The organism is Streptomyces sp. NBC_00820, assembly GCF_036347055.1.
GTDB lineage: Bacteria > Actinomycetota > Actinomycetes > Streptomycetales > Streptomycetaceae > Streptomyces.
In genome coordinates, this window is sequence record NZ_CP108882.1 from 71,481 (window position 1) to 84,756 (window position 13,276).

Annotated in this window: 10 protein-coding genes; 2 read left to right on the forward strand and 8 right to left on the reverse strand. The window is 70.4% G+C overall.

Annotated elements, in window-relative coordinates; genetic code table 11:
• The first annotated feature begins 218 nt into the window (after window positions 1-218).
• Window positions 219-4,640 (forward strand): hypothetical protein, encoded by a 4,422-nt coding sequence (locus OIB37_RS00265; protein WP_330455460.1) that lies wholly within the window; start codon window positions 219-221, stop codon window positions 4,638-4,640.
• Window positions 4,641-4,991: 351 nt separating this feature from the next.
• On the opposite strand, the gene OIB37_RS00270 is transcribed toward OIB37_RS00265, so the two are convergent.
• From OIB37_RS00270 to OIB37_RS00285, 4 genes are all read right to left on the reverse strand, one after another.
• Window positions 4,992-6,458, reverse strand: coding sequence for a UvrD-helicase domain-containing protein (locus OIB37_RS00270; protein WP_330455461.1), 1,467 nt, complete (start codon window positions 6,456-6,458; stop codon window positions 4,992-4,994).
• Entirely contained in the window at window positions 6,455-6,937 is a 483-nt protein-coding gene (locus OIB37_RS00275; protein ID WP_330455462.1) for a hypothetical protein, read from the reverse strand. The genes OIB37_RS00270 and OIB37_RS00275 overlap by 4 nt, the downstream gene beginning before the upstream one ends.
• Window positions 6,934-7,788, reverse strand: a complete 855-nt coding sequence (locus OIB37_RS00280) for a DUF6083 domain-containing protein (RefSeq protein ID WP_330455463.1) — start codon at window positions 7,786-7,788, stop codon at window positions 6,934-6,936. The genes OIB37_RS00275 and OIB37_RS00280 overlap by 4 nt, the downstream gene beginning before the upstream one ends.
• Window positions 7,789-7,957: 169 nt before the next feature.
• Window positions 7,958-8,221 carry a helix-turn-helix transcriptional regulator gene (locus OIB37_RS00285; protein WP_330455464.1) on the reverse strand — a complete coding sequence of 88 codons (264 nt, stop codon included), beginning with the start codon at window positions 8,219-8,221 and terminating at the stop codon, window positions 7,958-7,960.
• 193 nt (window positions 8,222-8,414) lie between these two features.
• Here OIB37_RS00285 and OIB37_RS00290 point away from each other — a divergent pair, with 193 nt between their 5' ends.
• Complete coding sequence (locus OIB37_RS00290) at window positions 8,415-9,497, forward strand: hypothetical protein (RefSeq protein WP_330455465.1); 1,083 nt, start codon at window positions 8,415-8,417, stop codon at window positions 9,495-9,497.
• A gap of 299 nt (window positions 9,498-9,796) precedes the next feature.
• On the opposite strand, the gene OIB37_RS00295 is transcribed toward OIB37_RS00290, so the two are convergent.
• From OIB37_RS00295 to OIB37_RS00310, 4 genes are all read right to left on the reverse strand, one after another.
• On the reverse strand, window positions 9,797-10,078 hold the full coding sequence (locus OIB37_RS00295; RefSeq protein WP_266469265.1) for a DUF3892 domain-containing protein: 282 nt from the start codon (window positions 10,076-10,078) through the stop codon (window positions 9,797-9,799).
• A gap of 144 nt (window positions 10,079-10,222) precedes the next feature.
• Window positions 10,223-11,251 (reverse strand): ImmA/IrrE family metallo-endopeptidase, encoded by a 1,029-nt coding sequence (locus OIB37_RS00300; protein WP_330455466.1) that lies wholly within the window; start codon window positions 11,249-11,251, stop codon window positions 10,223-10,225.
• Window positions 11,252-11,262: 11 nt separating this feature from the next.
• Window positions 11,263-12,168, reverse strand: coding sequence for a hypothetical protein (locus tag OIB37_RS00305; protein WP_330455467.1), 906 nt, complete (start codon window positions 12,166-12,168; stop codon window positions 11,263-11,265).
• A gap of 66 nt (window positions 12,169-12,234) precedes the next feature.
• Window positions 12,235-13,200, reverse strand: a complete 966-nt coding sequence (locus tag OIB37_RS00310) for a hypothetical protein (RefSeq protein ID WP_330455468.1) — start codon at window positions 13,198-13,200, stop codon at window positions 12,235-12,237.
• Window positions 13,201-13,276 lie beyond the last annotated feature (76 nt).

Genomic DNA, 13,276 nt, shown 5'->3' on the forward strand with positions numbered 1-13,276 from the left:
TCCACATCGCCAAGTGGAAGGAGGAACTGCCCGGTCTCGCCGGTGTCGACATCCGCTATGTCGGTGGTGGCGAACTGCTGGAACGCCTGACCCGGCCCGGTAACGAGGGACGCCAGTGGTTCTTCTTCGAGAATCGCGCACTGGGCACGGAGTGGTTCCGAGAACAGGTCACGCTTGCTGAGCGTCTGGCCGAGTCGCGGTACACGCCCGAACATCACGTGGCGTTGCCACTGGCTCAGGTGGCGGACGCGTGCGCCCTGCCACAGGAATTTCTGCGGCAATTCGCACAGCGGGCCCGGGACCTGCGGGCCGTTGTCGAGACGCTCCTGGCCGAGATGTCGTGGTGGCGTGACCGCTATCCCGCGCCGGACAGCAGTCCAGCGCACGAAGCGCTGTCGCAGTGGGTGCGGTTGTGGACGCCTCCGCTGCGGGAGGGCGCGGACGCTTTGGTCCAGGACCTGTCTGCGGCATCCGCGGGTTCTGGTTTCCCCGCCGAGCAGGCAGTTGCTGTGGCTGAGGACATGCTGAATCGGCTGGGTGAATTCAGCGGCTTGGCCGACCGGTTCGTCGGGGAACCGACCGGGAGCGGTGACGTTCCGGCACCGCCTCTGTCACAGCCGCGCACAAGCAGCGCCCGGACAGCGTCCGAGAGCGTGGAGTCGATGCGTGAGGGTGCCCTCGCTCGTGCCAGCAACGCCTGCGAGCAGGTACTGGCCCTGCTGCGGGGCAGCGCTGCCCAAGCAGCGGAGAAGGGAGCGTGGCTGCTGTTGGGGGAAGCCGGCCAGGGCAAGACGCATCTGCTGGTCGATGCCGCGCGAAGGGCTGTGGACGAAGGTCGGCCGGCACTGGTGGTGTTCGGGCAGGAGCTCAGCGGGCACAGGACCTTGAGCGAGATCGCGCAGAGGTGCGGGCTGGGCCAGCTGCCCGAGCGGGACTTCCTCCAGGCGATGGACGCCGCGGGCGCGGCCAGCGGGTGCCGCTTCCTGTTGATCATCGATGCCCTCAATGACTCCGCCGATGCCGGGCACTGGAAGAGTGAACTGCTCGCTCTCCAGGGGCATCTGGCCGGGTACCGGCACATCGCTCTGACGGTGTCCTGCCGTTCGACCTTCAGTTCCCTCGTGGTGCCGGACCGTTTCGACGGGCCGGCTTCGGTGCACTCCGGCTTCGCGGGCCGGGAGATGGAAGGCCTTGAGAGCTACCTTCGGAGGAATCCGGCTGCTCTTCCCAACACGCCCCTGCTTGCCTCGGTCTTCACCAACCCGCTGTTCGTGAAGCTGTACGCGGACAGTCTGAGCAGGAGCCGGAACCAGAGTACAGCCGGCTCGGGCGGCCGTCCGCGTGACCGTAGCGCGGTGTTCGACGCCTATGTCGATCACCGGGCGGAGGCCATCTGTACCCGGCTGGGGCTGGACCCTCTTGAGCGGCCCGTGCACCGTGCGGTAGATGCTCTTGCCTCGCGCATGGCCGCCGAACACCTTTCCGTGCTTCCGCGTGGCGAGGCCCGTGACCTTGCCGACGCCTGCGCTCCTGCGGCCACGGCATGGCCGGACACCATGCTCGGGCAGCTCCTCGCTCAGGGCATCGTGTCCAACGAGCGGACCTACGGGGCCGAGGCCGGTAGCGGCATCGGTTTCCCCTACCAGGCGTTCAGCGACGACCGCGTCGTGCGGTCGGTCTTCGCTGCCCACCAGGACGAGATCGAGTCGCTCCGTCAGGGCCGGCATCTGGCCGCCGGCTCCCCTCTGCGGAACTGGCTGCGTGAGGCCTCCCCGAACTATCAGGAGGCCGCGTCGATTCTCCTGCCCGAGCAGGCCGACACGGAGCTCATCGACCTCCTGGCTTCCCCTCCCGGGCCCGCGACGGACACATCCGGGCCCGACGGCCGTGCGGACATGCAGCACTATCTGCTGGCCCGGAGCTTTTTGGAAACGCTTCCCCTGCGCAGCACACGGAGTGTCAACGAACGCACCATCGCGCTCCTCAACGAGACGGCCGCCCGTCACGGACGCAACTCCGACGTACTGGAGGCTGTCCTGGCGGTCACCGCTGAGCCGGGGCATCTGCTGAACGCCGACCGTCTCCACCGGGTGCTGGCGAGGAGGCCGCGGCCCGAACGCGACGCATGGTGGGGTGTCGAGACTTACCCGATGGTGTGGGACGTCACGGCACTGCACCGGCTGCTGCGCTGGGCCGAGCAGTACCCCACCCCGCAGGATCTCCACCCCGCGTCCCGTCCGGCCCGACCCCGGCTCGGGGCCCGGACAGGCCGGCCCGTGACAGCGCCTGGCGACACCGAGGAAGTGGCCCGGCTGGCGGCCACGACGCTTGTTTGGGCCCTCACGTCCTCCAACCGGTTTCTCCGGGACCGTGCGACCAAAGCCCTCGGGCAACTGCTTCTGTCGCACGGGGACGTTCTCGTGTCTCTCCTGGACAGATTCCTGCACGAGGACGCCGAGAAGGTGGACGACCCCTACCTCTTCGAGCGCCTGGTGTGGGTCGCGTACGGGGTGGTGGCCCGGCGTGGCGGGAGCGAGTGGCAGCGCGGCCTCCTGGGTCAGGTTGCGCGGCGGATCACCGAGTACGTCTACGGTGATACCGATTCGCCCGCGCACGCCTCGAGGAACGCGCTGCTGTGCGATGCGGCGACCCGCATTGTCACCATGGCGCACGGCGCAAGGATCATCACTGACGAAGAAGCTGGGGTGGTCAGGCATCCGCATGCCTGCCCGGACATCGGTCAGGCCCCTGCGGAGGAGGCTCTTGACGATCTCTTCCCACGGCGGGAGGAAGACAGGCCCCTGTGGGGATCGATTCGCTCGTCCCTGTCATCGCTGGGAGACTTCGCGGACTACGAAGTCCGTCCGACCGTCCACCACTTCAGCATGCTGCCTCTGGCGTCCGGCTATCCCCGCCGGCCATCGTGGCAGCGCCGCGATGATCCGGTCTCGGTGGACACCGACCGTATCCCGGCTTTCGCAGAAAGCCTCCCGGAGTCCGTCCGGCCTGCCCTGGGCACGTCGGCCGCGGTCGCGCAGCTCCTCACCGGGTGGAAGGCGCAGCAGGTCCTCGACCGGGGCCAGTACGCGCTGCTGCGGGACTGCCGGGTGCCGCCCGCCGACGACGAACGCCTCGCTGAAACCGAGGTGGACGCTGCGTGGGCCGCGAGGTGGGTGCTCGCCCGCGTCGCCGACCTTGGATGGTCGCCCGAGCTCTTCGCCGAATTCGACGCTACCCGTGGACGCATGTCCGGCGGCCGCCAGTCCCACAAGGGCGAACGGATCGGCAAGAAGTACCAGTGGATGGCCCTCCACGAGTTGGTGGAGCGGCTGGCGAACCACCGTCACCCCCACCGGACCTCTGAGCACGACGCCGCCCAATACGAGGGAGCGGCACGGCTGTCCCTGCTCGACATCGATCCCTCCCTCCCTCCGGCCCGCCACCCGTTCGACGCTGCCGACGACGCAAGCGGCCACAGCGAAGCGGACAACGCAACCTTTCCGCCCGCCGACCCTGCGCACCCTCTCGCACCGCCTGTCCCGGCACTGCCGGACGACGACGGGATCGACGAGTGGATCAGCCGTCCGAACAACCTGCCCGGTCTCGAGGAACTGGCCGTCCGGACCGACAGCCAGGGCAGGGAGTGGGTCGTGCTCGACGAACAGGCCACGGATGACCACGACGGCCGAGGCTGGAGCATCACCCATGGACAGGCTGAGCAGTGGCACCGCGTCACGAGCTGGACCGTTTCCGACGACCAGTTCACCAGTCTGCTCACATGGCTCAAGGGCCGCTCCCTCACGAACCGGCTGATGCCCGAAGGACCCGACCGCCACAGCCTCCTGTTCGCCGATTTCCCCACCGTGCCCGGCCCCTGGACGGACCCTGAACCCGATACCTGGCACGTGAGTACCTTCCAGTACTCGGACCAAGAACCCGGCCCCGGCCCCGACAGGCCGGATGGCCTCGATGGTCCAGTCGATGACGACGACCTGGCCACGCCGGAGACAACCCCCGCACCAGCTGCTGCCGCCGAGCCCGTCGACGCCCTCGCCATCTGGAGGGAGAAGAGAGAAACGAAGCGAACCGAGTCCCTGGCAGACCTCGCAGAGCAGTGGGCAGACGGCCCCGTCGACGACGAGGACACCTGGCTGGAGCGCACCCTTGCCGCACAGCCGCAAGCCCAGATCGACCACGCCGCAGACCCCGCCGGGCAACCCGTAACGGCTATCCCGACCACCCAGACCTACAGCTGGGGTGCACAAGGCTACGACTGCTCCCTCGACGCACCCGTATCCGTGACGCTGCTCAATGACCCGCTCCTGAGAGACAGCGGACTCCAACGGGACCCCGACCACCCCTTCTGGTACGACACCGACGGGCGGCTCCAAGTGCAGTACCTGTCGTGGGACCGCCCAACCGGCACGGCCCACAGCCTCCTTGTCTCCCGGGAGTGGCTCGAACAGCGGCTCCAACGAAGCGGCCACTGCCTGGTCCAGGGGATGCGCGGCGAGCGGCAGACCGTCACACCCGAACACCCCCGTATCTGGAGGGAATTCAGCCAGACGGCGGGCCACGCCGCAGATGGGCAACGGACACCGGGAACAACCGTCACCGCACTCAGGAGAAGCTTCAGATAGCGGAGAACCCGAGCAGGGCCGCCGCGAGAGGCCCAAGCCTGACGATCTTCGATGAAAGCCCATTCGGCGTGGCCGCCAACGCGGGGTCGCGGACTGTCGTTGACGTTGTTTTCTCCGTGGCGAGCCGAGGCGCTGCCGTGCGCTTTGGCCAACCGCGTCCTTCGGCTGTGTGGACTTGCGGCGTCCCGATCCGAGTACTTTGGACCGCCCCGTCAATGGCCCGCCGACTGCGTCTGCCTGTCACGGTCCTCGGTGTCGGTGGAGTGAACGGCTTCCGCTCTTGGCTGGTGGCTTCATGACGGTGAACCGCCTCATCGTGACCCACCGTCCCATGATCGCTGAGGGCGGCCCCTAGCTGGGCGGGGTGCCGTCGGGGTGCTCGTGGATCCAGGAGAGGCCGCCGAGGTCGAGGCGCCGGCGAGCGCGGGTGACGGCGACATAGGCGAGCCGGGCTTCGCTGTCGCTGATCGGTCCGGGGACGGGGCGGCCGGTGTCGTCGTGCTGGTCGGTGTCCTTCGGCGGGGTGAAGTCGTCGGCGATCTTCACGCAGGGCCATTCACGGCCTTTGGCCTTGTGGGCGGTTGACACGGTCACCTCGGCCTGTTGCTCTGGCGTGAGGTGAGCGAGGGCGGCCAGGATGGCGTCGGTGCCATGGGTGTCGACGAGGTCGACCAGCGGTTGCAGGTCACGTCCGGCTGGGTCGTGGGCGGCGTAGTCCTGTAGTTCGCCCCAGGAGGGGAACAGCACCAGCTCGGGGTGGGAGGTGCGGCGGCCCTCCTTGAGGTCGCGAGCGGCCAGGGCCAGGGCACGCAGGCTGTCCCCTCCCCCGGCCAGCCCCACCCGGTGTCCGGCGGCCAGCAGGTCCATGACGTGGGCCATGGCGCCGACGTTGGTGCGGCACAGCACAGCGTCGGGCCGGACGAGGTGCCCGAGTTCGGTGGACACCTCGGGGGCGCCGGTCAGGCGGATCGGGGCCTGCGCGATGGCCAGCCAGCGGTTGGCCTCCTGGGCCAGATAGGGACCGAAACGGAAGGACTGCGACAGGACGAGCTGGGCGCCGTCGAAGCCGGTCATGACGTCTTTGGCGCCGCGCCAGTCGTAGATGGCCTGGGCGGAGTCGCCGACCATCACCAGCTGGGCGTGGCCGCGCTGATCGAGGAAGATCTGCTCGACGACGGGGTTGGTGTCCTGGGCCTCGTCCAGCAGCAGGAAGTCGGCGTCGATCTTCGGCCGGCTGAGAGCCCAGATCTTCAGGTAGTGGTCGTGGTCGAAGCGCACGGCCCCGTCGTCGGGGTGCTGCAGGTCGGCCCAGGCCTTCTCGGCGAACGGCACGATGTGGGCGGCGAGTTGGGTGTGCGGGTCTTTGTCCTCCAGGCCGCGCAGGCGGGGGACGTGATGGCGGGTGATCGTCTCATCGGCGGTGTGGCAGAAGCCGGCCACGGTGCGCAGCGTGGCGTTGGAGAGAGTCTTTTGTGAGAGGTCACGTTCACCGATGCGGATCGCCTTGGTGATACCGAGGGCCTGCCCGGTCTGCCAGGCCGGGCGGCGGGGGGCGTTCAGACGGCGGGTGTACCGGTGGCCGACGGCGGCGTAGGCGAGGGCGTGGGCGGTCTTGCACTGCACGGTGTCGGGGAAGCGGGCGCGTGCGTCCTGGGCAATGGCCCGGTTGTAGGCGAGGTAGCGGCCACGGCGTTTGGTGATGCGGGCGAGCAGGGTCAGCGTGGTGGTTTTGCCGGTACCCGCGCCGGCCTGCAGGGCGAGGTGCTGGCCGGCATGGAAGGCGTCGGCCGCGGCCGTCTGTTCATCGGTCGGGTTCATGCGGAGGCTGCTCCGGGGGTACGGGTCAGGGCGTGTCCGACGGCTGCCAGGAGGTGTGCGGCCGTGGTGTGGGCGAGCAGGTGCTGCACGGCCCGGTCGAGCCGGTCGGCCTCGTCGCTGGCGTGCTGGGCCAGTGCACGGTGCAGGGCCAGCTTCACGAAGAGTTCCGGGCTCTGCCCCGCTTCCTGGGCGGCCTGGCGGATCGTGGCCTGGACGGCGGGCGGGAAGGCGAGGTTGAGCAGGACCTGCCCGTCGGCGTCCGGGTAGTGAGTGGTGATCACGTCCACGGGGAGCCGAGTGGCGAGGCGCTGGCGCAGCCGGTGTGCGGCGCGGCCGGGGGTTTTGGCGCGTACGAGGGTCATGAGGCGGGTGGTGTCGTGGTTGGTCGCGAGCGGCAGCACGCGGGCGGCGTCGCGGAGTTCGGCCGGGGCCAGGGGTCGGGTCAGGAGGATTTCCAGGGCGTGGTGCGGCATCGTCACCTCTCCCCGCTGCCGTGTGCCGGCGGGTACGGCAGACCGGTACGCAGGTGCTGCGCGTGCAGGAGCGGATCGACGACCTGCCATCCGGCCAGGGCCAGGTCGGCGGCGCCGTGGGTGGTGGCATGCGCGGGGCAGCGCTGCATGCGCCAGCGCCGTTGTTCGGCATGGGGCAGTTGGCTGAGGTCGTAGACGGCCGTCGTCTGCTCGGGCAGGGCGAGTTGGCCGCGCTGGGGGCCGATGGGCAGCAGCCTCCAGGATCCGGGCGGGGAGTCCGGGGCCAGGACAGGACGGGAGCAGCGGTGTCGGTGGCTCGTCTGGGCTACGCAGCGGATGGCCTCCACGGGGCCGTCGGCGAGGTAGTGGCCCAGCAGCATCCGCACGACCGGGCGGCCGGGACCGTCAGGCTCTGCACTGGTGGGAGCAGCCGTGGGAGTGGTGAAGACACCGGTGTCGATCAGGCGGCGGGTTCGTACGGCGAGTTGGCGGCGCACCGACGTGAGGGGTGGGCTGATCCGGCAGACGGGCGTGCGCTGCGGGCAGAGCACGGCATGCGGAATGCGGCACCAGGCGCTGCCGTCGCTGTGCGGGTGGGCGATGCCGGAACTCAGGTGCCAGTGGCAGGCGGCGGGGACGTGGGCGGTGACCAGTTCGGCGGGATGCAGGGCGATGGGCTGCCCGTCGGCACGCGGGTAGAGGTCGATGCGGTTGCCGCAGTGCCGGCAGCGGCCGCTCTGGCCGGCGCGCAGCAGGCGGCTGGGGCTGGTGGCGGCCACCCGCAGCGGACGGCGCGCCAGTGCGGTGCGGGGGCTGCCGTCCCAGGGACAGCCAGTGGAGAGGGTGTTGGGGTGCATGGCGAGGACCGTGCCAGGCGACACGCCCCGAGGGCGGGGCTGGCGGGCGGACAGTCCCCCGGGCGGCCCAGCGCTATCGAACAGCAACACGATTCAGCGAGTGTGTGTTTCATGCGTGTTCGCCGGTTCGGGTGATTTGCGTGGCGTGCCAGGCAGGGCTCGACCGGAGTCAGGCGCCCTTGGGTCCGGGTGGGGTGTGGTTGCCGCAGAGCGGGCCGAGCAGCTGCTCGATGGGGACATCGAGGGCGTGCGCGAGGGCGTGCCAGGTGGTGACGGTGCCGGCGGCGCGGCCGTGTTCGAGGTCGATCAGTGTGCGCCGGGCCAGGCCGCTGCGGTCGGCGAGTTCGTCGAAGGTCCACCCGCGTTCGTTCCTCAGCCGCGCCAGCGTCACACGCAGGGCGTCGCGGTCCGGGTCGGGCGGCAAGATCGTCACCCCACCATCCGACGGTGCAGACACCTGCCCTGTCAGTGCGGATTTCTGCACTATCAGCGCAGGTGAGCGCGTCGGGCGCTCACGCTGCACGGGTGCAGAGATCTGCACTACGGTGCGGGCGGCTCCCGCGTGCCCGTACCGGGAGACCGCCGCACGAGGCCGGCGCGGACCAGACCGGAGGGACAACGAGCCGATGCGGCTTGCCAGCACACACGCCACGGTGCAGCGCATCTGGACAGTGCACCTGCGCCCGCAGACGGGCGGACCGGCCCTGACCTGCCCCCGCTGCACACACAGCCCCGTCCTGCCGGCCGGCTCCGCCCGCTCGGCCGCCCTCACCCATCTGGCCCGCCACGCCCGCGCCGACGCGCTGCCCGGACACCTGCGCACCTGCCAGTGCCGGACGCGGGGCTGCCACTGGCACCCCCGCCACCGCGGCTGCGCGGGACCCGTCCTGCTCGCCCTGACCTGCGACCGCAGCGGCCGCGTGTGGCGGCTGGCCGATGCCTGCGCCGCCTGCGCGGCGGCGATGAGCCACACCGCCGTCGTACCGCCCACCCTGCCCGGCACCCGCCGCGCCCGGCAGACCGCCGGCATGTCGCGCTCTGCGCGCACCACGCCTGCGTTCGGCCCAGCCGAACAGCAGCGCGTACGCGAAATGCTCACCTACCTCGCCACGGCCCTGCCCCGCTTCTCCTCCCCCGCCGCCCGGCTGCTGGCCCTGCAGTGCGCGCTGCGCGCCGACCGCCGCGGGCAGGTCCGTCTGCCCCACGGGTTCCTGCGCGGCATGCGGCTGCACGGCCGCGTAGAACTGTGGCTCGAGCTGGAGCACGCCGACTGGCTGCACCGCTCCAGACGCAGATACTCCCCCATCCAGGCGCAATTGCTCGATGCCGCCGTCCTCCATCAGGATCCCGGACGCACCGCGCGCATCCGCGCCGCCCAATGGGCCCTGTCCCCCGCCCCGCTGGCCGTCTCGCCCGCCCTGCCCTCCGCTCTGCGGCTGACCGCACTCGTCCTGGCCGCTCACAGCACCGCCGGGGCGGGCGGGGGTGAGGTCGATGCTCTCGCCCGCCAGTGCGGGCAGTCGCCTCCGCAGCTGGAGGATCTCCTCGACCAGCTGGTCCGCGCCCGTCTCGTGACCGTCTGGCGCCACCATCACGACGGCGACGAGGTCCGGTGGGAGCTGCCCGCGCACTCTCCGCCCGGCGAAGAGACACCGCACGATCCGAAGCCTTCTCACGGCAGCCGAGAAGCGGTCCGTGACGGCCCGTGAGTTCTGTGAAAGCCCGGACCGCTGCCGACGGCGCAATGCCGAAGCAACAGGCTGGATCAAGAGTCATGACCGTCATGCAGGAAACGCAGGTGGCCGCGGTAGGCAGCGCCTTCAGCGGCGTCGCGCCCCCTCGTCCGCGGCAGGGCGGCGTCTCATCTCTGTTTTCCTGGTTCCGCGATCGCCGCCTCGAAGTCATCGGGCGAGGTCCGCCGGCCGAGCCGGAAGTCCGGGCCGCTGCTGGCCAGTGCACCCCAGCAGCGGCCCGGCCTTGCTCTCCTCCCGCCCCGGGGCGGGAGTACTCAGCGGCGGGGAAGGGCCAGGAGGTTGTTGGTCAACCGCCCGTCGGCGCGGGTCTGCAGGTACTTCTCGCCGCGCGGCGGGGTCACCACGACGACCTCCGCCCGGTGCCCGCCCGCATCGCTCGTGTATGCCTGGCCCTTCTTGTCTTCGATCCAGGTGACGATCTGCGCCCGGGTGTTGTCGCCGGTCTTGCCGTCCGCCGGATTGGTCCACCACAGGTGGGTGATGTGCTCGTGCATGGTGCCGCCGGACAGGCGTACCGCGGTGATCTGGATGGCCATGGTTCTCTTCTGCCGGCCTTGCCCGATGGGGTTCCGGAGCCGGCGCCGGGACCCGTCACCCCGGGTGCGGGGTGCTTCGCCTGGGACGGACGACGTAACTCGCGGGTAGCGGAACGGGAGTGTTCCGGAGGGGCTGGCGGGACGTCAGGAGCAGTCGAGGCAGCGGTCGCTGCCGTCGGCGAACATCGCGGGCGGATGCTTGATGAAGCATCCCGGGCACAGGTGTTCGTTCACACGCGGTGTGCATGAGCAGCGGCCGCACTCGGGGCAGTGGGGGACGCGGCATGCGGAGCAGGCGGGATCGAAGGAGCGGTACTCCTCGTCGCAGTGCGCGCAGAGGTAGTCGCCTGCCTGGGGTCCGGTGTCCTTGGTGGGGGGCGTGAAGCGGCGCCAGGGGGCGGAGTCGGTGACGAGGACGGCGACCAGGTAGCCGCCCATCGGCGCGGTCTGCGCGTGCAGTTCCCGTCCCAGGATGCCGTCGCGGTAACGGACTTGGGTGCGCCCCTGCGCGCGCCCCCGGCCGGAGGAGCGGGCCCGGTCGATGACCGGGATGTCGCCCTGGAAGCTTCCTCGGCGCAGGGGCCGCAGACCGTGGGAGGCGGCGAAGGCGATCCGGCCGCTGCCGTCGAGCAGGAGGATGTGTCCGGGGGCGGGCAGACGCTGGACGGCGCGCACGCATACGGCCATGCGGGAGGCGGCTCCCGCCCGCCACAGGTCGGCGACCGTGTCAGCGGTGGGGCCGGTGGCATCCAGGTGGTGGTCGACGAGCGGGGTGGGGAGCAGGATCTCGGCGGCGAAGGCGTCGCAGGCCGCGTCCTCCAGTTGCAGGCCGCCGTCGGACTGGCTCTCGAAGGCTTCCATCAGGTCGAGGCTGTGCTTCTGGAAGTGGTGGCCCAGCTCGTGCAGGGCGGTGAAGTCCCGGCGGGCGGGGCTGGCCGCGTCGGCGACGGAGATCAGCGCAGGCGGTCCGAAGTCGTAGGCGCCTGCCACACTGCAGCGGGAGCCGGTCTGGGTTTCGGGGACGAGGTCGACGGTCAGCTCCGGCCAGGTCTGCAGTTCGGTGAAGGCTGAGCGCGCCAGGCGCTGTGCTGCGCCCGGGGTGTGCGTCTCCAGTTCCGCCAGCATCGCGGTGGCCTGGTGACGTGCGGCGGCCGCGAGTACGTAGTTGACCACAGCTGACCTCGTTAGCGCAGATGGAGTTCGAAGTAGCGGTCCGCTCTCGCGCTCCAGTCGGTGGTGGTGCCTTCCTGGCGTGCCGCCAGGGCGTAGATACCGAAGGCGGCACGGCGTCGGGCGTCGGGCTCGCTCGTCGCGGTGCGGGTGGCGAGGGCGCGTACCTGGGGGCGGCGCGAGGGGCGGCCGAGTTCGTGGATCACGGGGGCGGGCAGGGCCGGATTGGCTGCCAGGACCTCATCGGTGCCGAGGCCGAGTACTGCGGCGAGGTTTTCTGCCTGCTCGGGTGCGAGCGGTGCTTGTCCCCGCCACACCGCCAGGGCGTGGGGGGGCTGCAGGTTCAGTTGTGAGGCCAGCTGTTTGATGGTGATGCCTCGGCGCTGCAGCAGTTCGGGCAGGACCCCCGATCCGTGTGGCACCCACTGTGCGCCGCTCAGTTCCGCGAGGCCGTCAGCAAGGACGGCCCGGTACTCGGCCGCTGCGGCCGTGGGGTGCGGCGTGGTGCTCCCCCATGTCGCGCCCGGCGGCACCTCGTGGGGGCGGGTCAGGCCCGTGGAGGCGGGCAGTGGCAGGGTCAACTGGCTGATCTGGCGGTCCAGCACGTACCAGGGCAGGGACAGTTGCAGTCCCCACCACAGGGCCAGCGGCTGCTCCAGTGTGGAGGCGCCGGCGGGCAGCAGCAGGGTGTCCGTGTCGGCGTAGCGTTCGAAGGAGACTGGAACAGCCTGCACCGTGTCGTCTGCGACCGCGGTGATCACCAGCAGCTGGATGGTGTCGTCCCAGACCGCTCTCCAGATCTGGCTGGGCTCAGGATCCCGGGGCGGCGCAGTGGCGACCTCCCGGACGGCGTCGGGCACTTTCAGTCCCGCCGCAGCAGCTACCAGCCGCTCGTAGGCGCTGCTCTGGGCAGGGTTCATCGTGTCTCCCCCTCTCCTCGGCTGTGGTCCATCTGCGCATTCTCTTCTCACTGGATACGGACGACGTCACAGGGGCGGCTCAGGGGGTGGGTCCTCGCAGCGTCGTAGCAGCGCTCGCATGACCGCTTCCCGGTCCCTGTCCTCGGACAGGGCAAGCCGGAGCTTTTCCTTCAGCCCTGCCAGAACGGCATCGGCCTGGGCCTGTCCGATCTCCAGCAGCTGCGCTGCATGATGGGCGTTTTCGTCCAGGTAGGGCAGCAGTAGCCGCTCGTTGGCAGTCAGCCGCTGCCAGATGTCTTCAGCGTCGCCGCCGACGCCCGTGGAGTCGGCAAGGGTCGCCGCCGTGCCGGTTTCGGCCGGATCGACGAATGCCCCGTCGTCGGCGAAGAGCGTGGCGAAACGGGCCGGGGCCAACAGCCCGAACCGTGACTCGAGGACCTTGGCGAGGTCTTCCTCCCGCACCGCCCCCTGGGCGTGCCGGAGGACCCGCGTGAGAACGGTCATGAGGGCCTGGACCGTTTTACGGGGTGTGGGCCCGGAGCGGTTCCAGCGGGTGATCCCGACGCCGTCCACGCGCGAGGCCTCGGCGATGAGATCGTCGAGGTCGCCCTGCCACACCGCGTCCTCGGGCAGGCCGCTCAGTGCCCACCGCGGCGGGGAGCCCGGCCTGCGGCGGAAGGACGTGTCCTCGCTCATCAACCGGGCGATGCGGCGCCGCAGTTTGCCCCGTGGGGTCTTTTTCGCCTCGTCGATGAGGAAGTTCTTGATCGACGCGAGGAACAGCCGCTCCAGCGTGGCCTCGCTGATGGCCAGCGCGAAGCAGGCGGTCACGAACTTCTGGCCTGCGCCCTTGCGAGTCAGCATGGCCGTGATCACGTCGTAGGCCGCGTCGTCGCTCCACTGCGTGTAGCCCTCGGGCGGGGGAAACCCCGACGCACGGCGCACCTGGTGGACCATGCGCAGCAGCAGTTCCAGCGTCTTCGGCCCGGGTTCGCCCGTCTGCGACAGCTCTTCGTACGCTCCACCCGTCACCGGCTCACCCCCGACCCGCCCGGACCGCGTGAGCCAGGCTTCCTGTCTGCATACACCTGCCGTCTCAGCCACACCA

Excerpts from the sequence above, each read along its gene's own strand:
- OIB37_RS00295 (WP_266469265.1), bottom strand. The coding sequence starts at position 10,078 with ATGGCCATCCAGATCACCGCGGTACGCCTGTCCGGCGGCACCATGCAC.
- OIB37_RS00270 (WP_330455461.1), bottom strand. The coding sequence starts at position 6,458 with ATGAACCCGACCGATGAACAGACGGCCGCGGCCGACGCCTTCCATGCC.
- OIB37_RS00305 (WP_330455467.1), bottom strand. The coding sequence starts at position 12,168 with ATGAACCCTGCCCAGAGCAGCGCCTACGAGCGGCTGGTAGCTGCTGCG.
- OIB37_RS00290 (WP_330455465.1), top strand. The coding sequence starts at position 8,415 with ATGCGGCTTGCCAGCACACACGCCACGGTGCAGCGCATCTGGACAGTG.
- OIB37_RS00280 (WP_330455463.1), bottom strand. The coding sequence starts at position 7,788 with ATGCACCCCAACACCCTCTCCACTGGCTGTCCCTGGGACGGCAGCCCC.